This is a genomic window from Neorhizobium sp. PAMB6716, from assembly GCF_058242805.1.
In genome coordinates, this window is sequence record NZ_CM177835.1 from 1,036,749 (window position 1) to 1,055,927 (window position 19,179).

23 protein-coding genes and 5 tRNA genes are annotated in these 19,179 nt (G+C 60.7%); 10 read left to right on the forward strand and 18 right to left on the reverse strand.

Going from position 1 to position 19,179, the window contains the following annotated elements:
- Positions 1 to 2: 2 nt before the first annotated feature.
- Positions 3 to 1,838, reverse strand: a complete 1,836-nt coding sequence (locus AC4CWH_RS04890; RefSeq protein WP_491320629.1) for a PHA/PHB synthase family protein — start codon at positions 1,836 to 1,838, stop codon at positions 3 to 5.
- 162 nt (positions 1,839 to 2,000) lie between these two features.
- Here AC4CWH_RS04890 and AC4CWH_RS04895 point away from each other — a divergent pair, with 162 nt between their 5' ends.
- The 5 genes from AC4CWH_RS04895 (at position 2,001) to recJ (ending at position 7,360) form a co-directional block, all read left to right on the forward strand.
- Positions 2,001 to 2,369: a hypothetical protein gene (locus AC4CWH_RS04895; RefSeq protein ID WP_491320630.1), complete on the forward strand. Its 369-nt coding sequence runs from the start codon at positions 2,001 to 2,003 to the stop codon at positions 2,367 to 2,369.
- 110 nt (positions 2,370 to 2,479) lie between these two features.
- Complete coding sequence (locus tag AC4CWH_RS04900; protein WP_491320631.1) at positions 2,480 to 3,697, forward strand: LL-diaminopimelate aminotransferase; 1,218 nt, start codon at positions 2,480 to 2,482, stop codon at positions 3,695 to 3,697.
- Between the two features lie 63 nt (positions 3,698 to 3,760).
- Positions 3,761 to 5,080, forward strand: coding sequence for a homoserine dehydrogenase (locus AC4CWH_RS04905; RefSeq protein ID WP_491320632.1), 1,320 nt, complete (start codon positions 3,761 to 3,763; stop codon positions 5,078 to 5,080).
- A 151-nt stretch (positions 5,081 to 5,231) separates the two neighbouring features.
- Positions 5,232 to 5,438, forward strand: a complete 207-nt coding sequence (locus AC4CWH_RS04910; protein ID WP_491320633.1) for a hypothetical protein — start codon at positions 5,232 to 5,234, stop codon at positions 5,436 to 5,438.
- A 119-nt stretch (positions 5,439 to 5,557) separates the two neighbouring features.
- Complete coding sequence (recJ, locus tag AC4CWH_RS04915) at positions 5,558 to 7,360, forward strand: single-stranded-DNA-specific exonuclease RecJ (RefSeq protein WP_491320634.1); 1,803 nt, start codon at positions 5,558 to 5,560, stop codon at positions 7,358 to 7,360.
- 80 nt (positions 7,361 to 7,440) lie between these two features.
- Here recJ and AC4CWH_RS04920 read toward each other — a convergent pair.
- The 5 genes from AC4CWH_RS04920 to gloA all read right to left on the reverse strand — a co-directional run bounded on the left by AC4CWH_RS04920 (position 7,441) and on the right by gloA (position 9,436).
- Positions 7,441 to 7,515 (reverse strand) — tRNA-Glu (locus AC4CWH_RS04920).
- 180 nt (positions 7,516 to 7,695) lie between these two features.
- Positions 7,696 to 7,770: transfer RNA gene (locus AC4CWH_RS04925), tRNA-Glu, on the reverse strand.
- A gap of 180 nt (positions 7,771 to 7,950) precedes the next feature.
- Positions 7,951 to 8,025, reverse strand: a tRNA-Glu gene (locus tag AC4CWH_RS04930).
- A 174-nt stretch (positions 8,026 to 8,199) separates the two neighbouring features.
- The gene (locus AC4CWH_RS04935) at positions 8,200 to 8,838 is read right to left on the reverse strand and encodes a hypothetical protein (protein ID WP_491320635.1); all 639 of its coding nucleotides are present in this window, start codon (positions 8,836 to 8,838) and stop codon (positions 8,200 to 8,202) included.
- A 157-nt stretch (positions 8,839 to 8,995) separates the two neighbouring features.
- Positions 8,996 to 9,436, reverse strand: a complete 441-nt coding sequence (gloA, locus tag AC4CWH_RS04940; RefSeq protein WP_491320636.1) for a lactoylglutathione lyase — start codon at positions 9,434 to 9,436, stop codon at positions 8,996 to 8,998.
- A gap of 210 nt (positions 9,437 to 9,646) precedes the next feature.
- Here gloA and AC4CWH_RS04945 point away from each other — a divergent pair, with 210 nt between their 5' ends.
- From AC4CWH_RS04945 to AC4CWH_RS04965, 5 genes are all read left to right on the forward strand, one after another.
- Positions 9,647 to 10,225 carry a cold-shock protein gene (locus AC4CWH_RS04945; RefSeq protein WP_491284594.1) on the forward strand — a complete coding sequence of 193 codons (579 nt, stop codon included), beginning with the start codon at positions 9,647 to 9,649 and terminating at the stop codon, positions 10,223 to 10,225.
- Complete coding sequence (locus AC4CWH_RS04950; RefSeq protein ID WP_491320637.1) at positions 10,225 to 10,698, forward strand: DUF192 domain-containing protein; 474 nt, start codon at positions 10,225 to 10,227, stop codon at positions 10,696 to 10,698. The genes AC4CWH_RS04945 and AC4CWH_RS04950 overlap by 1 nt, the downstream gene beginning before the upstream one ends.
- Positions 10,699 to 10,781: 83 nt before the next feature.
- A tRNA-Pro gene (locus AC4CWH_RS04955) sits at positions 10,782 to 10,858 on the forward strand.
- A gap of 140 nt (positions 10,859 to 10,998) precedes the next feature.
- Entirely contained in the window at positions 10,999 to 11,304 is a 306-nt protein-coding gene (locus AC4CWH_RS04960; RefSeq protein WP_491320638.1) for an ETC complex I subunit, read from the forward strand.
- Between the two features lie 39 nt (positions 11,305 to 11,343).
- A tRNA-Arg gene (locus AC4CWH_RS04965) sits at positions 11,344 to 11,420 on the forward strand.
- Positions 11,421 to 11,481: 61 nt separating this feature from the next.
- On the opposite strand, the gene AC4CWH_RS04970 is transcribed toward AC4CWH_RS04965, so the two are convergent.
- The 12 genes from AC4CWH_RS04970 to AC4CWH_RS05025 form a co-directional block, all read right to left on the reverse strand.
- Entirely contained in the window at positions 11,482 to 12,531 is a 1,050-nt protein-coding gene (locus AC4CWH_RS04970) for a site-specific integrase (RefSeq protein WP_491320639.1), read from the reverse strand.
- Positions 12,515 to 12,691, reverse strand: a complete 177-nt coding sequence (locus AC4CWH_RS04975) for a hypothetical protein (RefSeq protein WP_491320640.1) — start codon at positions 12,689 to 12,691, stop codon at positions 12,515 to 12,517. Before AC4CWH_RS04975 ends, AC4CWH_RS04970 begins: the two co-directional genes overlap by 17 nt.
- The gene (locus AC4CWH_RS04980; RefSeq protein WP_491320641.1) at positions 12,688 to 13,017 is read right to left on the reverse strand and encodes a hypothetical protein; all 330 of its coding nucleotides are present in this window, start codon (positions 13,015 to 13,017) and stop codon (positions 12,688 to 12,690) included. Before AC4CWH_RS04980 ends, AC4CWH_RS04975 begins: the two co-directional genes overlap by 4 nt.
- A complete protein-coding gene (locus tag AC4CWH_RS04985; RefSeq protein ID WP_491320642.1) occupies positions 13,014 to 13,487 on the reverse strand; it encodes a hypothetical protein in 474 nt (157 codons plus the stop codon). The genes AC4CWH_RS04980 and AC4CWH_RS04985 overlap by 4 nt, the downstream gene beginning before the upstream one ends.
- Entirely contained in the window at positions 13,480 to 13,956 is a 477-nt protein-coding gene (locus AC4CWH_RS04990) for a hypothetical protein (protein WP_491320643.1), read from the reverse strand. The genes AC4CWH_RS04985 and AC4CWH_RS04990 overlap by 8 nt, the downstream gene beginning before the upstream one ends.
- Entirely contained in the window at positions 13,953 to 14,843 is an 891-nt protein-coding gene (locus AC4CWH_RS04995; protein WP_491320644.1) for a hypothetical protein, read from the reverse strand. The genes AC4CWH_RS04990 and AC4CWH_RS04995 overlap by 4 nt, the downstream gene beginning before the upstream one ends.
- Positions 14,844 to 14,869: 26 nt before the next feature.
- Positions 14,870 to 15,985: a DNA polymerase III subunit beta gene (gene dnaN / locus AC4CWH_RS05000; RefSeq protein ID WP_491320645.1), complete on the reverse strand. Its 1,116-nt coding sequence runs from the start codon at positions 15,983 to 15,985 to the stop codon at positions 14,870 to 14,872.
- Between the two features lie 19 nt (positions 15,986 to 16,004).
- On the reverse strand, positions 16,005 to 16,562 hold the full coding sequence (locus AC4CWH_RS05005; protein ID WP_491320646.1) for a hypothetical protein: 558 nt from the start codon (positions 16,560 to 16,562) through the stop codon (positions 16,005 to 16,007).
- Positions 16,563 to 16,624: 62 nt separating this feature from the next.
- Entirely contained in the window at positions 16,625 to 17,587 is a 963-nt protein-coding gene (locus AC4CWH_RS05010; protein WP_491320647.1) for a DUF2303 family protein, read from the reverse strand.
- Between the two features lie 33 nt (positions 17,588 to 17,620).
- The gene (locus tag AC4CWH_RS05015) at positions 17,621 to 17,968 is read right to left on the reverse strand and encodes a YfdP family phage-associated protein (protein ID WP_491320648.1); all 348 of its coding nucleotides are present in this window, start codon (positions 17,966 to 17,968) and stop codon (positions 17,621 to 17,623) included.
- 5 nt (positions 17,969 to 17,973) lie between these two features.
- Positions 17,974 to 19,020 (reverse strand): DUF5131 family protein, encoded by a 1,047-nt coding sequence (locus tag AC4CWH_RS05020; protein ID WP_491320649.1) that lies wholly within the window; start codon positions 19,018 to 19,020, stop codon positions 17,974 to 17,976.
- Complete coding sequence (locus AC4CWH_RS05025) at positions 19,020 to 19,175, reverse strand: hypothetical protein (protein WP_491320650.1); 156 nt, start codon at positions 19,173 to 19,175, stop codon at positions 19,020 to 19,022. Before AC4CWH_RS05025 ends, AC4CWH_RS05020 begins: the two co-directional genes overlap by 1 nt.
- Between the last annotated feature and the right edge of the window lie 4 nt (positions 19,176 to 19,179).

Below are 19,179 nucleotides of genomic sequence, written 5' to 3' on the forward strand. Positions count from 1 at the left end.
GGTCAACTGCGCACCAGCACATAGGTGCCGGGCGCATCGCCGAGGGTTTTGTCGGCCGGTGGCACCCGCGCCGGAACCCGGCGTGCGTCGCGCGCCTCCATCCAGGCCTGCCAGTGCGGCCACCAGGAGCCGGGCGTTTCCTTGGCGCCCGCCACCCAATCCTCCAGCGCGCCGATGGGCTTGCCGTTCGTCCAGTACTGGTACTTGTTCCGGTCTGGCGGGTTGACGACGCCGGCGATATGGCCCGAACCACTCAGCACGAAATCCACCGGGCCGCCAAAGAAGTGGCATCCGGCAAAGACGGATTTGGCCGGTGCGATATGGTCCTCGCGCGCGGCCAGATTATAGACCGGAATGCTGACGTCCTTGAGGCTGACGGTCTTGCCGAACAGCGTCATCTCGCCCTTGCTCAACCGGTTTTCCAGATAGCAGTTGCGCAGGTAGAAAGCGTGGTTGGCGGCCGTCATGCGCGTCGAATCGGAATTCCAGTAAAGAAGGTCGAAGGCCGTCGGCTCCTGGCCCTTCAGGTAATTGCCGACCACATAGGGCCAGATCAGTTCGGAGGCGCGCAGCATGTTGAAGGCGCTCGCCATCTTGGAACCGGCGAGATAACCGGCCGCTTTCATCTGGCCCTCCAGCGCTTCCAACTGTTCCTCGTCGACAAACACCTTCAAATCGCCCGCATGGGTGAAATCTACCTGCGTGGTGAAGAAGGTCGCCGCCTGCACGCGCCGGTCGCCCCGCGCTGCGTGGACGGCAAGCGTTGCCGACAAAAGTGTGCCGCCGACGCAGTAGCCGATGACATTGATCTCCTTTTCACCCGCCGCCTTTTCCACGGCAGACAGCGCAAAATCGATGCCGTCTGCGCTGTAGTCCTCCCAGGAGAAACTGGCATGGTGTTCATCCGGGTTGACCCAGGAGATGACAAAGACCGTGTGGCCCTGGTCAACGCACCATTTGATGAAACTTTTCTGCGGGCCGAGGTCGAGGATGTAGAACTTGTTGATCCATGGCGGCACGATCAGCAGCGGGCGCTTGAACACGGTCTCGGTTGTCGGGGAATACTGGATAACTTCGCAGATCGCATTGCGCGCCACCACCTTGCCCGGTGTCAGCGCCAGGTTCTTGCCGAGCGCGAATTTATGGGTATCGGTCTGGCGAAGGCGCAACTCGCCGCGGCCGGCGGCAATGTCTTCCGCCAGCATTTTCATGCCCTGCACGAAATTGGCCCCATCGGTGGAAACGGTCTCGCGATAAACCTCCGGATTGGTGAGGGCAAAATTGGCGGGCGAAAGGGCAGCCGTCAGCTGGCGCACGTAAAAAGCTGCCTTGTGGCGGGTATGGTCATCCAAGCCTTCCGCCTTTTCCACCAGCTTTTCCGCCCATTCGGCCGTAACCAGATAGACCTGCCGCAGGAAGGCGAAAAACGGGTTCTGGCGCCAGTCCGGATCGGCAAAACGTTTGTCCTTGCGCAGGGTGTCGGGTTCTTCCGGTCCCGCCTCGCCGGACAGCCGGCTCAGCGTATTCATCCAGATGCCCATGTAGGAAGAGAGAAGCAGCGACTGCGCCTCCAGCGTTCGCTGCGGTTCCGACATCCAGTATTCGATGACCTTGGACAGGGTCTTGATCATGTCGGTCATCGGGTCGAGCGTGTCCACCCGTTCGCCACGTTCGCGCGGGGCCAGCCATTCGGTGGCCGCCTTGCCGAGGTTCTCGGCCGCCTTGGCCAGATTGACCGCAAGCTTCTGGGGATCCTTCACCACATAGGCTTCAAACGATTTCGGATCGAAACCCTTGGAACTGCCCTCCGGGCGGCTCGCCTTCTCGCGCGTATCCATGGTGTCTCTCTCCCCTTTTCCACCCTGTTATAATCGTTGTTTTGGTTTTTACATTCTGCCTGAAAACGAATACAAGTGCCAGCGATAGCGGCCTGTCCAGGCCGTATGCTGGTGCAGATTAGGGTTGCGTCAATGGTGGAACTAGCGCGAGGGCTTCGTTGGATGCCTTTGTTTCTTGGTGTGTCGGTGATGCCGCTTGCGCTTGTCGGATGCAATTCCTTCAAGCTGGATGATGGCGTTCCCAACACCCCGCCGCAGGCAACGGTGGTTGGGCCAAGGGAGGCGCCGCGCCCGGAAGCGCTCTCCAAGAAGGATACTGGAACCTATCCGACCTTTGCCGGTCCGCTGACGGCCGCCAACAAGCAGATCGATGATTCGGACGCCACCACGGCGCAGGAGCAGATGACCAAGCTTGCCGCCGCCCGCGCCAATGGTTCGGTGTCCGAGGCGGATTATCAGGCGCGCGTTGTCGAATTGCGCAAGCTTGCTGCCGATCATGCGGCCGACACGCAGAGCCAGATCAGCAAATAGCACTTGCGTTCCGGCCCTTTTGGACGCAAAGCAACCACCATCGGAGGCACCCCTTTTGCCTCTTATACTTGCCCCTTTTTACTGCTCTGGATGCCCTCACGAGGATCGCGATGGAAGAGTTTCATAAAGTCCGCAGACTGCCGCCTTACGTTTTCGAACAGGTCAACCGTTTGAAGGCCAGCGCGCGAGCGGGCGGCGCGGACATTATCGATCTCGGCATGGGCAATCCCGACCTTCCGACACCGAAGGCCATCGTCGACAAGCTGTGCGAAGTGGTGCAGGACCCGCGCACGCACCGTTACTCCTCTTCCAAGGGCATTCCCGGCCTTCGCCGCGCGCAGGCGGCCTATTATGCCCGCCGCTTCGGCGTGAAGCTGAACCCGGAAACGCAGGTGGTCGCCACCCTCGGTTCCAAGGAAGGTTTTGCCAACATGGCGCAGGCGATCACCGCGCCCGGCGATGTGATCCTCTGCCCGGACCCGACCTATCCGATCCATGCCTTCGGTTTCCTGATGGCGGGCGGCGTGATCCGCTCGATCCCGGTTGAGCCTGACGACAATTTCTTTGCGCCGCTTGAGCGGGCCGTGCGCCACTCGATCCCGAAGCCGCTGGCGCTCGTCATCAACTATCCGTCCAACCCGACGGCCAAGGTCGCAAGCCTTGATTTCTACAAGGACGTGATCGCGTTTGCGAAGAAGCACGAGATCATCGTGCTCTCGGATCTCGCCTATTCCGAAATCTATTTCGACGGCGAGCCGCCACCGTCCGTGCTGGAAGTGCCTGGTGCCATCGATGTGACTGTGGAATTCACCTCCATGTCGAAGACGTTTTCCATGCCCGGCTGGCGTATGGGCTTTGCCGTTGGCAATGAGCGGCTGATCGCGGCGCTGACGCGGGTCAAATCCTATCTCGATTACGGTGCCTTCACGCCGATCCAGGTGGCGGCAAGCCATGCGCTGAATGGCGACGGGTCTGACATTGCCGAGGTGCGTTCCATCTACAAGCGCCGCCGCGATGTGATGGTCGAAAGCTTTGGCAAGGCCGGCTTCGAGGTTCCGCCGCCGGCGGCCACCATGTTTGCCTGGGCGAAAATTCCGGAAAAGTTCCGCCATCTCGGTTCGCTCGAATTTTCCAAGCTGCTGGTCGAAAAGGCCGATGTGGCCGTGGCACCGGGCGTCGGCTTCGGCGAACAGGGCGACGAATATGTGCGTCTCGCGCTGGTGGAGAACGAACACCGCATCCGCCAGGCCGCCCGCAACATCAAGAAATTCATGTCGACGGCCGACGAGACCATGCACAACGTCATTTCGCTCAACGCCCACCGTTGAGACCCACTTTATAAAGGGCGGCCGTTTGCGCCGCCCGTTTAACGACTTTTCAGGAACATGATCATGGCAGACGCCCTCAAAATCGGTATTGCGGGTCTGGGCACCGTTGGGGCATCGCTCGCAAAAATCCTTGTCATGCGGGCAAACGAACTGGCTGTCACCTGCGGGCGTCCAATTGCGATTGCAGCCGTCAGCGCGCGTGACAAGACCCGGGACCGCGGCCTCGATCTCTCGGGCGCTCAGTGGTTCGATACGCCGGAAGAGATGGCGGAAAAGGCTGATATCGATGTGTTCGTCGAACTCATCGGTGGTGCTGAAGGGGCCGCTGACCGTTCGGTTCGCGCAGCCCTTGCGCGCGGCCTGCATGTGGTCACAGCCAACAAGGCGCTTCTCGCGCGCTCCGGCGTTGAACTTGCCAAGGCCGCCGAAGAAAAGGGCGTGCTCCTCAACTACGAAGCGGCGGTGGCCGGCGGCATCCCCGTCATCAAGGCACTGCGCGAATCGTTGACCGGCAATACCGTCAGCCGCGTCTACGGCATCATGAACGGCACCTGCAATTACATCCTCACACGGATGGAAAAGGAGGGGCTGACTTTCGAGGCCTGCCTGAAGGAAGCCCAGCGCCTTGGTTATGCCGAAGCCGATCCGACCTTCGACATCGAGGGTAATGATACCGCCCACAAGCTGGCGATCCTGACGACACTTGCCTTCGGTACCGAGATCGCCGCCGACGAGATTTATTTGGAAGGCATTTCCAATATCTCGATCGAGGACATTCATGCGGCCGCCGACCTCGGGTACCGCATCAAGCTTCTCGGCGTTGCCCAGCGCACCGAGAGCGGCATCGAACAGCGGGTTCACCCGACCATGGTGCCGCATGACAGCGTGATTGCGCAGGTGGATGGCGTAACGAATGCCGTTGCCATCGAATCCGATATTCTGGGCGAGTTGCTGATGGTAGGCCCCGGCGCCGGCGGCAATGCGACGGCCTCTGCCGTTCTCGGCGATATCGCCGATATTGCAAAAAGCCAGCCGGGCACGCAGCGTGTGCCTGTTCTCGGCACGCCGGCAGCAGCGCTTGCGCCCTACCGCAAGGCGCAAATCCAGAGCCACGAAGGCGGGTACTTCATTCGCCTCACCGTATCTGACCGCACCGGCGTGTTTGCCAATGTCGCGACACAGATGGCCGAAAACGGCATTTCGCTGGAATCGATCGTGCAGCGCGCCAATGGCGGCTCGGCAGACGGCGCAAAGACCATCATTCTCGTCACCCACGCGACGACGGAAGTGTCGGTCCGCAAGGCCGTCGCCGGCATCAAGGCGGAAAGTTATCTGGCCAGCGAACCGCAGGTCATTCGCATCGAGCGACCGAAGGCTTTCTGACATCTTTCAAATTGCGAGCTTTTCAAAGGCGCATCCCGCAAGGGAGGCGCCTTTTTTATGCGAATCGCCCATGGCCGGGCCATGACTGGCGCACAGGCATCATTAGGGATACACTGCGTCGATACTTCATAAGCGAAGGGAGGCGCCTGTGATGTCTATGTTGTCTTTCAAACAGCCTGTCGTGCCGGATCCGGCGACGATTCTGCGTCGGACCAAACCTTTGCCCCGGCCGCCGGAAGAAGGTCTCGACGGCGAGGATCTGACGAGTGAGGAAGCCGATCACAACTGGGCTGTTGCCGTGGCGCTTGCGTCATGGCCTATCTGCCTGGGTGCATCGGCGGTCTGGGCCGTGCTCTGAGCAAGGGTTGAGACGGTCATGCCGGCGGGCGGCGATAAATTTGTGCGCTAACTGATACCGGTCTTTGCATTTATGCAGTAGAAGCGGGCCATGTATCTGCGACCGCCAGCCGAATTGTCATGACAGAACCTGTCGATCCCGTGTCCCGGGCGTTTCTTGGCGTGGAACGTTCCGCAAGTGGCCAGCGCTGGGTATCGCGGCTGGATCAGGCCGGGCAGAACCGTGCTCTGGCGATGGCGCAGGTTCACGGTATTCCAGACCTGATTTCGCGCGTTCTGGCGGGCAGGGGCGTTGGCGTGGACGAAGCGCCGGCCTTTCTCGATCCCACCATCCGCAGCCTGATGCCCGAACCGTTTACACTGAAGGACTGCGACAAGGCGGCAGCCCGTCTGGCAGACGCCGTCGCGCGGCGCGAAAAAGTGGCGATCTTCGGCGATTACGATGTGGATGGGGCAGCGTCTTCGGCACTGATGGCGCGGTTCTTCCACCATTTCGGCGTCGAGGCCGAGATCTACATTCCCGACCGGATTTTCGAAGGTTATGGCCCGAACGCCAATGCCATCCGCCAGCTGATCGCAGGCGGGGCAAACCTGATCGTCACCGTCGATTGCGGCTCCACCAGCCATGAGGCGCTGTCGGCGGCCGTCGAGGATAAATGCGATGTGGTGGTGATCGACCATCACCAGATGGGGCCGCAACTGCCGCCGTGCCTTGCGCTGGTCAACCCCAACCGCAACGATGATCTGTCGGGGCAGGGGCATCTCTGCGCCGCAGGCGTGGTGTTCATCGTTCTGGTGGCCACGGCGCGGCTTTTGCGCGAGCGCGGTGATTTCAGGGCAAAGACGCTCGATCTTCTGGCCTGGCTCGATATCGTGGCACTGGCGACTGTCTGCGATGTGGTGCCATTGAAGGGGCTGAACCGCGCCTATGTGGTGAAGGGCCTGCTGGCGGCCCGCCATATGGGCAATGCGGGGCTTGCTGCCCTGTTTCGCAAGGCGGGACTTGGCGGGCCGGTGACGCCTTATCATCTCGGCTTCCTCGTTGGTCCGCGCATCAATGCCGGCGGGCGTATAGGCGATGCCGCGCTCGGCAGTCGTCTGCTGACCATGGATGAACCGGCCGAGGCCGATGATATCGCCGCAAAGCTCGATGAGTTGAATCGCGAACGGCAGGTGATGGAAGCGGCCATGCTGGCCGAGGCCGAAGCGGAAGTGATTGCCGAATATGGCACCGGCGAAAACGCCGCCGTGCTGGTGACGGCGCGGGAAAACTGGCACCCCGGCATTGTCGGGCTTCTGGCGGCCCGGCTGAAGGAAAAGTTCAAGCGCCCGGCCTTTGCCATCGCGCTTGATTCGTCCGGCCGTGGCACCGGCTCCGGCCGGTCCATTCCCGGCTTCGACATGGGAAAGATGGTGCGCGCCGCTGTCGACCAGGGACTGCTGGTGAAGGGCGGCGGCCACGCGATGGCTGCGGGCCTCACGGTGGAGCGCTCGAAGCTCGGCAGCCTGCGGGCCTATTTTGAACAGGTGGCCGGTGCCGTGATTCCCGACCTCGTGGCCAACCACATGCTGAAGATCGACGGCGCACTTGCGGCATCCGGGGCAACACTTCAGCTGATCGACCAGATGGAGCAGGCGGGCCCTTATGGATCCGGCCACAGCCAGCCGGTGTTTGCCATGCCAGCCCATAGAATCATTGATGCGAGACTGATCGGCACGGCCCATGTGAAGGCGACGCTGCAGGCCATGGATGGCACGCGGCTGGACGCCATCGCCTTTCGCGCCGCCGAAACGCCGCTTGGCCAATTGCTGTTATCGTCGAGGGGAAGCCAACTGCATGTGGCGGGATGTCTTGGTGCCGATCACTGGCAGGGCAGCCGCCGAGTGCAGCTGCGCATTCTCGATGCCGCCAAGGCCATGTGATTGGGGAAGGCGGCAAGACAGCTGCCACCGCGAAACCCTGCGGTGTGAAGCGTCATGTTATCTGAAAATGAAGAGAGAAGTGGCACGCCCTAGGGGAGTCGAACCCCTCTTCCCAGAATGAAAATCTGGTGTCCTAACCGATAGACGAAGGGCGCGTGCGCTTCGTGGTGGCGCCCTTATATGGGGGCGCCGGCTGTCATGCAAGCGTCAAAATCACAATTTCCGCATTGTTTTTTCAACGGAACGAGCGATTTTTCAACAGGCGCCAAACGACGGCAACCAGGCTGAATATCGCAGCCAAACCAACGGGTTATGAAGGGGATTTTAAAAAGAAGTGGCACGCCCTAGGGGAGTCGAACCCCTCTTCCCAGAATGAAAATCTGGTGTCCTAACCGATAGACGAAGGGCGCGTGCGCTTCGTGGTGGCGCCCTTATAGACGCAGATTTTTTCCGTGCAAGCGAAAAATGACAACAGACGGACGCTTTTTATCCGCGCCGGCTCGGATAACGGAACATCTGCGCAATGCTCTCGCGGACCGCGAAGAGCAGGCCGTCACAAATCATCAGAACTGTAGTGAAATTACCCGAAGTGGCACGCCCTAGGGGAGTCGAACCCCTCTTCCCAGAATGAAAATCTGGTGTCCTAACCGATAGACGAAGGGCGCGTGCGCTTCGTGGTGGCGTCCTTATAGGGGGCAGTTTTCGTGCGTGCAAGCGGCATTTTGCTGAATCCCGCAAAAATATCGGTTGGCGTAGTAAGAGCTGTGGATGGTCGAAAGGCTGTTTCTTATCAAATGGTTAAAGGAGGGGCGCGGCTTCGGGCGCGGTGTGAACGGGCGCTACCATAAACCATCCTTGGCACTTGTGCCGGTGGCGCGGGCTGCCGGCTGGGCGACCGGTTGGGCTGCCGGCTGGCGCGCGGTGACGGGGGCTGGCGGAGCGATCTCTGCGCTGGTGCGAGCGCTGAACACGCTTCCCATCATCGGGTTGATTCGGCCGGGGGGAGCGTAGGCCGCAGCGCCGCTTGCAGCGTTTGCCGCATCCACGCGCGCCGTTGCAAGCGCAAAGATGCTGTTATTGCCGGCCTGAACCGTCGTTGGCTGGTTGATGACCTCGCCAAGGTTCTGCTGTTCCGGGGCAAGCTGGGCCATCTGCATCATGGGGTCGCCCGCCGGCGCCGCCGGCTCACCGGCAAGCGGCGAGGGTGGCCGATAGGCGCGGCTTTTCGGTTTGGTCGCCGGCGATCCGGCCACTGCCACCATCGGATCGACATAATCGCCGGGTGCCGGCGCCTTGCTGCGTTCGGCCTGCGCCATGGCCTCTGTGGCCGTCTTCGGCTGCTGGCTTGCGGCAACAGGCTTTGCCTTTGCGGTGAGGCCGACACACCCGCCGAGCGACAGCGTGGCTGCGCCAAGGAGCGCGGCAAGGGCGATGCGGCGCAAAGGATCCGCGGCAGATGTCAAAGTGAGGTTCGCCATTCGCGCATTCCAGCTTCTGTTGTTCCCATATGAACTTCAGAATGGCGCATGAACCCTGCGTCAGGCTTGGCATCCGGCTCGGTGGCGGACGCCGGTCTCTATAGAAGCGGAGGCAGAAGGCTGGCGCAACGTTTGCGCCAGCCTTGCAAGGCAGGGGTTACCAGCTGCCGGTGTTCGGCATCGAGACCCAGGGTTCGGCAGGTTCAAGCGCCGGGCCCTTCTGCAGAAGCTCGATGGAAATGCCGTCGGGCGAGCGGATGAAGGCCATGTTGCCGTCGCGCGGCGGGCGGTTGATGACGACACCCATGTCCATCACGCGCTGGCAGGTCTCATAGATATTGTCGACTTCATAGGCGAGGTGGCCAAAATTGCGGCCGCCTGCATAATCCTCGGTATCCCAGTTATAGGTGAGTTCCAGCAGCGGCGCCTTGTTCTTCTCGCCGCTTTCGACATCCTCAGAGGCTGCAAGGAAGATCAGCGTGAAGCGGCCCTTGTCGTTTTCGATGCGGCGCACCTCGGTCAAACCGAAGATCCGGGTGTAAAAATCGAGCGAGGCATCAAGGTCCTTGATGCGGACCATGGTGTGCAGATAACGCATGAAAAATTCCTCCTGAACGGTTGGCCGACGGGATCTGCGGCGGCATGCGGGATATGCCGCACTGGTCAGCCTCAGACAAGGAGTCTTCACTACAAAGAAAATCGAAACATGCGGACAGGGTCTTGCGCTGGACGAACGGCGCAATGTTAACATATCCTCTCAGAATCAGTTAACCGTGCGACCGTGACGCGTAACCCAGGGGCTGACAGAATGGCGGACAGAATGTCATCGAAGGGCGTAGCGATTTTTGAAGAACTCGCCGGCGAGCCGGTAGAGCTTATCGAAATCACTGGCGTCGTGAAATGGTTCGACGTGGCAAAGGGCTTCGGCTTCATCGTGCCCGATAACGGCATGCAGGATGTGCTGTTGCATGTGACCTGCCTGAGGCGGGATGGATACCAGACGATCCTGGAGGGAACGCGCATCGTGGCGCTGATCCAGCGCCGGGATCGCGGTTACCAGACGTTTCGGATCCTCTCCATGGATCAGTCGACGGCGGTTCACCCGTCGCAGCTGCCGCCGGTGCGCACGCATGTGCAGGTGACGGCGACGAGCGGTCTGGAACGGGCTCTGGTCAAATGGTTCAACCGTACCAAGGGCTTTGGTTTCCTGACGCGCGGCGAGGGCACCGAGGATATCTTTATCCACATGGAAACGCTCCGCCGTTACGGCCTGACGGAACTGCGCCCCGGCCAGGTGGTGCTGGTGCGCTTCGGGCCTGGTGACAAGGGGCTGATGGCGGCCGAAATCCATCCGGATGGGCCAGCCGTTGCATCCAGGGCGCATTGATGCGGGCCGTTTTGACCACCTTTGCTGCGAGCGCCATGATGGCGCTTGTGGCATTTTCGGCTGTTGCATCGGCGCAGATGCGGTTTGACAAGCAGCCGCTGACGATTGTCACGTCCTCTGGTGAGCGTCATGAATTCTCGGCGGAGCTGGCGCTTGATCCGGATCAGCGGGAGCAGGGGCTGATGTATCGCAAACAGATGGCGGCCAATGAGGGCATGCTGTTTGATTTTGGCGAGGCACGTGCCATTTCGATGTGGATGCGCAACACGCTCATCCCGCTCGACATGGTGTTCATCGATGCCGCAGGCACCATCACCCATATCCATGAGCAGGCCGTGCCGCTGTCGGAGGCGATCATTTCGTCGCAAGGGCCGGTCAAATATGTGCTGGAACTGAACGGCGGTGAGGCTGAGAAGCGCAAAATCCACAAGGGCGACAAGGTGTTGAGCAAGCAGATTGGCAATCTTCCGTAACCGTCTGCAAGTTATCCTCATCTCCTTCCGATTTAGCTGTTGCGGCTGACGGGGGAACCGTGTATCCCGCAAACATCGTTGAACGGAGTGTAGCGCAGCCTGGTAGCGCATCTGGTTTGGGACCAGAGGGTCGGGAGTTCGAATCTCTCCACTCCGACCAACGGCATCGTAGACGTGCCGCTTCAAACCTGCTGCCGCGGGTTTTTCGTTTCCGCAAAAGGTAACGAGCCGCTGCAACACAACCGAAGCCTTCAGCGTTTACGGACGTAAGAAAGAGGCGCGAAAGGGAGCGTTGAGACGATGACGGCCAAGATTTTCCGTCCTGCCAAGACCGCGATGCAATCCGGCAAGGCAAAGACCCATCTCTGGGTTCTCGAGTTCGACCAGGAAGAACCCCGCCGCATCGATCCGGTCCTCGGCTACACCTCCTCATCCGATATGAACCAGCAGGTTCGCCTGACGTTCGAAACGCTGGAGCAGGCGCAGTCCTACGCCGAGCGCAACGGTATCGATTACCGCGTCATTCCGCCGAAGGAAGCCACGCGCCAGGTCGTCTCCTACACCGACAATTTCCGCTTCAACCGCATCCAGCCCTGGACTCACTGAGCCAGGGCTTTCGGCCTGCTGGCCGCGGTTTCCTTTTCAGGCCCCTTAGCTCAACTGGATAGAGCAACTGCCTTCTAAGCAGTAGGTCGCAGGTTCGAGTCCTGCAGGGGTCGCCAACACACTACCTAAAACGTTGATTTTGTTTAAGGTGGGACTAAGCAGGGTTTAAGGTGCGACCTACACTCTGTTCGACAGACGTTCTGAAGCGCCTCGCGCCAGCTTCTTTTTGTCAGCTTCGCGCGTGTAGATCTCGGCCATAGCCAGGCGCGACCATCCAAACATTGCCATCAGTTCGTGCGCCGTTGCGCCTTCGTCGGCGGCGATCGTGGCGCCCGCCTTGCGCAGGCCATGCGCCCTGCAGCAGTCTGGCAGGCCGGCTGCCTTGCACTGTTTGGCAAACCAGTTGCCGAACGATGCGGCTGATGCAAATGGCTGCCCCTTTTCAGTCGTCAAGAACGCTAGATCGCCTGTGCTTGTGGCGTCGATGGATGCTTGCAAGGCGTGGAACACGGGCAAATAAACCCACTGGCCCGTTTTTTGTGTGCGCAGGGATATCATCCCATCTCGCAGATGCTGCCGACCAACCGTGACGGCATCTGACCGGCGCAGGCCGAGAAACAGCAGGATATCGATGGCCAGCCGGGCTTTTGTGCCGGTCGCATGGTGGCTGCGGTATTGCTCCACCTGCGCGACCGTCCAGGTGTGGAAACCATCCGTCTTTACGCTGGTTTTCGAGACGCCGATGCAGGGATCGACCTCGACGTGTTCCGCCTCCTGCGCCCACTTGAAAAGATGGCGCATGGTTTTGAGGAAATTGTTTGCGGCGTTGGGTGTCGCGGCGCGCTTATCCATGCCCTTTTTGATTCGGGCGCGTGTGATATAGGCAAATGGTCCATCGGCGTTTCGCGGGTCTGCCAACACCTGCTTCAGGATATTATCCCGAGCCCGCCGTGTGGCTGGCGCCAGTGCTGCAAAGGCTGCGCTGCGCTTGTATTGATCAACCAGCCATTTCAGCGAGCCGCTTTTTGCCTTCGGCTTTTCGAGGGCATGAGAGGAACCTGTCAGTGCCTTTTCATAAGCGTCTTCAAATTCCGGCGTGCCATAGATATCAGGGAGGCGAACGCGCCGGCCGTTTCGCTTGAAATACCAGACATAGCGCCCGTGGCGAGACTTCTCACGGGAGAGAAATGGTTTACGCGGCATTTGCCCATCACAGATCGAAATCATGATACTTCTCGACCGGCTTTGGCTTGTCAATCGCGGGCATTTCCGGAGAGACGCCGACGCGCACGCCGTCTCGCTCAATCCATACGGTGACGCCCTCCGCCTTTGCCAGATTGGCAAAGCGCTTCAGGTCTGCTGCCTTGACCAAAGCTGGCGATGTCATTGGCCCGGTTCCTCCATCGGTTCGGCGCGTTCCAATTGACGGAATTTCCTGCGCATCTGCTGGTTATCCTGCATGAGGCGTTCGCCCATGGCACAAACGCAGTATGCGCCCGGATCGGCATCTGGAGTGCCTCCGTCAAAGCAGATTTCGCATGGGGTATATCCACGTCTACGCTGCTCTGCCTTGATGGCGTCACACTTCTTGCCGGCAAAATAAATCCTCTCATCGCCCATCGGCGCACTGTCGACGAGGTTATCGTGGCAGTTCATTGTTTCCTGAAAAAGAACGGCAAGATCGATATCGGAAAGCGTTTGGAGTTCGCTCATTTCAACACGTCCTCCCTGAAGGCGGGAGGTGCCGGCATCGGTTGCCAAAGTTCTGGAGCATGGTGATTGCTGTCGCTGATAGACGCGGAGACAACGTCGGAGTTGGAAGTTCCAGCCCACCACCAATCTCCCCCTGCCGGGGAACTTGGGTCGAAGTATGCCTCGCCTACAAAATATCCGTCGCGTCCCTTGGTGGGGACGGCAATGATGACGGCAGTTTTGTCGAGCGGCACGCAATCCATCGACAACCACCCATCCGCCCTCGGTTGAGGCGCGGGGGGTCGGCCGGCCCATTGATCCAGCCGGTCTAAGCGCTCACGCATCTCGTCGGTGAAGCGAGCCACGGTTCCCGTGTTCACCTCCTTGTGCAAGTCGTCGAACGTTGTCAGCGTATCGCCCGCCCATGCAGCGGCGTTCTTCGCGATATACGAGCACTGCATCGAGAACTGAGCTTCTGTGAGCTTAGCCATTGTCCTTGCCCTCCGTGGTGGCGAGGGCTTCGCGGAGGGCATCGAACGCTTTTTGCTTCTTTTCGTCGTATTCCTTCCACGACCAGTCAGAAGCAAACCGCTCCGCGCCGGGCGCTTCCTTGCCGTCTTCCGTGTCCCAGCAGTCCTTTTCGGGCTCGCCGTTCACCGCGCTGACGTAGGCTGTCGCAATACGGCGAAGTTGATCGTGTTGGCTCTCAATAAGGTCAATGCTCTCCCAAGCGGCGAATGGATCTTCCGGCTCGCCAATGTCGCTGGCAATCTTGATCATTTCGCAGGCCAGCGCCGTGACCTGTTCATGCGTCGTGTTGCCGGTGCCTTTGCAGATGCCGCAGAGCATCGACGGGTAGCCAACGGGGCACTCTTCGTCCTGCTCAATCAGCGTGCAGGGGCAAGGCACCGTCGCCGCCACATTCGGTTGGGGTGACTGCCATCCTTCTAGATCGCTCATCCCATATCTCCTGACGCTGGCATTTCCTTCGTCTTGATCTCTTCGCGGAGTTGCGGAAGCCGTTCACTGGCAGGCTCGCCGCTCGCGATATCTCGAATGGCGAGGTCGAGTTCATACAGGGCGTATGAGCAAGCATCACTGTATCCAGCCTCATAAGCGCGGCTCTTCGGCGGCGGCGTCAAGGCAACCTCGATTGCGTCAAAGACTGCCTGAAGATCATGGATGTTGGTGAGGCCAGCGCGCTTGAAAACCTTCATCATCGTGTTGTCGCCGATGAGGTATTTCTCGGGCTCACCTGTCACATGTGTTGAGGGCGTAGGGGCAGATACCCCATTCCAAATTGAATAGGCCTGCATCCAGCCGTCCGGCCATTTTGCGGCGTCGTTCAATTCGAACCCCGCCTTGAAGGCTGCAGCAGTATCTGGCGCCCGCACCATGCTTTCCCGCATGATGACGGCATAGATCTCCTCAATCACTGAGGCATCTTCGATCGCGCCGCCGAACACTTCGTCAACGATCTTGCCCATCAGTTCGCGGCTGATGCCGTCCGGTTTTGCGGGCGAAGAGAGTGCCGGGGCGCCGGCCTTTTCCGACCCATTGTCCGGCTTTGCTTCGCCCGTTTCCGAGCCGTGGCGCAGTTCGCGGAGCGCGAGCACTGGTCTTTCCTGCTCGGGATACTGATCCCGCAGGCCGATCAGGTAGGGGCGCAGCACCTGCTTCCATGCGTGCTGCATGCTGTCGGATTTCAAATTCGAAGCGCAGCCCTCGTAGAAATTACCAGCTTCGCGGGCCACGCTTTCCGGCAGATCGGCCAGCACGGCGGCCTGCGCGCGAAAGTCCAGGTGGAAGGGCAGCGTGCCGCGGCTGTCTTCGCTTTTTGTCGTCATCACCATTCTCCTTCGTCGTCGCCCGGTCAGGCGCGCATGGGCATCAGCACTGCGAGGTTGAGGGGATTGTCGCCGGTGGCGCGCAGGATGGCGGGGCTGCCGGCGTCGGCGGCGGAAAGCGTCAGCCTGTCCGTGCCGATCTGCGACAGCGCGTCCAGCACGTAGCGGCTGTTGAAGCCTGTGGAGAGGGTGAGCTCGCCATCATAGGTCAAGGCCTCCTCGGCATTGCCGGCGTCCGGATTGGCCACCGTGAGGGTGAGCGTGCCATCTTCGAAGGTGAACTTCATGGCGCGGCTCTTGTCGGCCGACACGGTGCCAACGCGGTCCACGGCGGCGCGCAGGCTTGCCGCGTCGATGGTTGCCGGTTCCGGCAGGTCTCGCGGCACCACGCGCTGATAATCCGGAAAGGTGCCGTCGATGAGTTTTGAGGAGAGACGGGTGCTGCCAAGATCGAAAGAGATCCGCGCATCGGATACGGTGATGCCGATCTCGCCTTCCTTCGGCAGGATTTTTGCGAGCACGCCGACGGTTTTTCTGGGGATGATGACGGGTGGCATATCCGCCGGCGCGCCATCCTGAAGCATCACCACGCGCTTGGCCAGCCGGTGGCCATCGGTTGCCACCAGCATCACGCCTTCTTCCACCGGGTGGCAGAAGATGCCGTTCAGATAATAGCGCGTCTCTTCCGTGGAGATGGCGAAGGATACGGCGGCCAGCGCTTCGGCAAAGGCCTTGGCCGGCGCCTGGAACCGGCAGGGGCCATCGAGCGGCTTTTGCAGCGGGAAGTCACCTTCAGGCAGAAGCTGCAGCGCGAACTTGGAGCGTCCGGCCTTCAGCCGCATGTGGTTCATGGCGGCATCGACCGGTTCAAACCGGCAGTCGGCGCCATCCGGCAGTTTGCGCACGATATCGTGCAGCAGATGCGCCTGCACGGTGAAGGGGCGGAAATCCATATCGAGCGTGGCGGCAAACGTGATTTCAACCTCCACATCCATATCCGTCATGGTGAGCGCCAGGCGCGCGGGATCTTCTGCGCGGGCCAGCAGCACGTTCGACAGGATGGGAATGGTGTTGCGCCGCTCGACGACGGCGCCGACCAGCGAGAGGGCAGAGAGAAGCGTGACGCGGGATGCGGTGAGCATGGCGATCTTGCCTTTTCGATCAGGAAATTTCGGGGGATTGTGGGGCGGCTGCCGGCAGTTCGGAAAGCGTCAGGCCATCGGGGCCGACGCGGAACAGGATCTTGCCGCTCCAGAAGAAACTTTCGACGGTGACTTCCTGCGGCTCATCGCCCGCCACCATGTATGTCTCTGCATACATGCCCGCGAATTCCTCGAGCGTTTCAGCAAAGATCATGCTGTCATCGTCCCAGAAGTGGTTTGCTGTGACCGGCACATTCACCGGGGGCAAGGTCATTTCGTGGTCGAAGAGATCGATGGTGGACGGGCAGCGGGGCGGGTGACACACAAGGCCATCAGGGCCGATCATGACGATGATTTCGCCGTGATCCTCCATCCACTGGAAGCCGATGGTTTCTCCCGGGCCATGCAGGGCAATGAAGGCGCGTTCGCTTTCATCGATCAGCCCCAAAGGCTCCGGCCGTAACTCATCGAACCATGCCTGCGCAGAATGCAGGCCTGTTGGCAGGCACTCATCATTCAGCAGCGCTTCCGGATACCAGAGGCGGGGGCGGGTGGGCAGTTGCAGGGTATCAGTCATGGCGGCTCTTCCGGTGGAAAGGATGGCCGGGAGGCAGGCGCTGCCTTCCGGCCGGTCGGGTGTCAGGCCTTCATTTCCGGCGTGCCGACAAAGCCCGGCAGTTCGGTTGCGCCCGTCACGCGCGAGAAGGCGCGCTCCACTTCTTCCGTGATCCACTTTTCCGGCTTGTAGAGCTGGTAGAACCAGGTGATGGCGCCCGCTTTCACGCGGTAGCGCAGGCGCACCGGAATGCGCACGGCCTCGCCCATGAAAAAGGGCGGGATGCGGATGATGAAGAGGCTCGGCACATTGATGCGCTCGCCTTTGGCATCCTTGTGTTCTTCCTCGAAGGTCAACTGGCCTTCGCCGCTCTGCAGCGTCACGGCATTTGCCACGCGGGTTTCTGCAAACACCTGCAGGCCGCGCGAGAGGGTGATGACATCGGCCGGTGTTGCCACCCGTCCGCCCAGCGTCTGCTGCCAGTGGCGCGCCTCGGCTTCATCCGGCGTCGTGAGGTCCGGGATATGGTCTTCGATGAACTCGGCAAACTGCTGCTGGTTCATGGCTTCAGCATTGGCGCCCGTCCAGGCTTCCCATTCCTTCGACAGCGGGAAGGGGTAGTGGATGCGGTGCTTGCCGTTGTTGGGGCAGCCGAATTGCTCGATCACGCCCGGCTGGCCATCCGGCGTCACGTTGCGCGCGTGATAATCGACGATGGTGGTGAAGCTCGGCTTTTCCCAGTTGAAATCGGCAAAGATCACGCTTTCCGGCGTCTGGTGGCGCTGGGTAAGGTCGATGAAGCTTTCCAGCGTCTGCACCGTGGCCGTGCCGGATTTCAGGGTGGGGACGATGCGCCACTTTTCGAATTCGTCGCGCACCGACTGGATGGTGCCGGTCTTGCGATTGAGCAGAACGGGGATGCCGGCCGGCAGGCCGTGCAAGGTTTCCTTCAGGTCGATCACGGTGATGGCCGAGCCGGCATCATCGGCCAGACGGCGAAGCGCCTCGATGTCGAGGCTGGTGGAAATGAGTTTATGGTCTTCCATGGTCAAAGGTCTCCGGTTGAGAGGGGGAAGCGGTTACTGGCGACGGTGATCGATCTCGCGCGGGCCGGGGAACATGTCGCGCTGCTGCGGATGTTCGGTGGACAGCTGGCCGTCTTCAGTGAGGAAATAGACGCTGGTCTTGCGCGGGAGCTTTGGCAGCTTCGGTGGCGGGATCTCGGCATCGATATCGACCATGCCGTTTTTGACCGCGAACTTCAGCTTGAGCGAGACCTCGCCCTTGAACGTGGTCTTGGGCTGATCGGTGGAGAGGTCCTGAAGCTTCTTCAGCACCATTTGAACCGTCTCGGTCATTTCGGAATTCAGATCGCCGCTCTCGAGCATGCCGAGCAGGGATTGTGTATCGCGGATGATGTTCTGCATGGGTCTCACTGTCCTTTCTGGGTGGGGTAGGCATCGTGCAGCACGCCATCCAGCAGACGCCCGGCGGCTTTCTTCCCGATGTTCTTCACGGCATGATGGGTGGAGGGTGCCGGCAGCACGCGCGAGAACGACCACGGCTTGTGGTCCATCTCGTGCATGTATCCCTGCCGGCTGATGGCGAAGGTGGAGCATTCAGCTTCGGAGCGCGTCATGTAGGCCGCGTCAGTTTCGTCCGGCATCCTCTCCAGCTTCCAGGGGCAGGGTGCCCAATCGCCCCATTGCTTGAACAGGAAGGGGATGCTGGCCGCTGCGCACTGATCGCGCAGGCTGCGTGCCCAATCGGGGTGCATGGGCCGGGCGCCAGAGCCGCTTTCGCCGCCGCAGACAACCCAATCGATGCCTTTGGCGGCTGTGATATCGATGAAGCCCAGCATCGGCTCGGCCGAGATCCATCGGACGGCGGCCGGAGTGTCCGCGAGAACCGCCAAGCGCTCGTCTGCGCGCGGCTGATCTTCGACAGACACGCCGAGCCAAACATGCGGCCAGAACGCCATGTGCCGCGTATCTGAAATGGGAATATCGCCAAGCCTGGGTCGCTTGTGACGCAATGGGTCTGCCGCACGAAGGATGCGCTGATAGGTGGCGTTGCTCGTCAGATAATCCCGCATCCGCTGCGGCCGCTTCGTGAGCACCTGAAACGTATGCTGGGGGCAAAGCGCCATCACGGCAAAGATCCGGTCGATCACCTCATGCGGCACGCCCTCATGAAAAAGATCGGATGTGGAGTTGACGAAGATGCGGCGTGGCTTCTTCCAGCCGAGCGGGGCCATCAAGACCTTGTCGGAGGCGATGCCGATCTTTCCCGTCCAGACCGGGCCGGCTTTCGAAGGCTGCACCGTGCCGTGGTAATGCGGTGTTGCCGGGTTGGCGGCAAGGCGCGGGGCAACGCGGCGCATGGCGTAACAGTTGGTGCAGCCGGGAGAGACGAGGCTGCAGCCGGCAATGGGGTTCCAGGTGGCATCTGTCCACTCGATTGAGGATGTCTCAGACATCAGCGCGCCACCCGCACAAGCTTGACCTTGGTGATGACGGTCTCGCGCGTCTGCGCTTCAGGGCGTGCATCCTTGCGGGCGGCGTCGGCGGTTTCAGCGGGAATATCGATCGTCGTGCCATCGCCGAAATGGACGCGGAACAGGGGGATGGCCATGGTT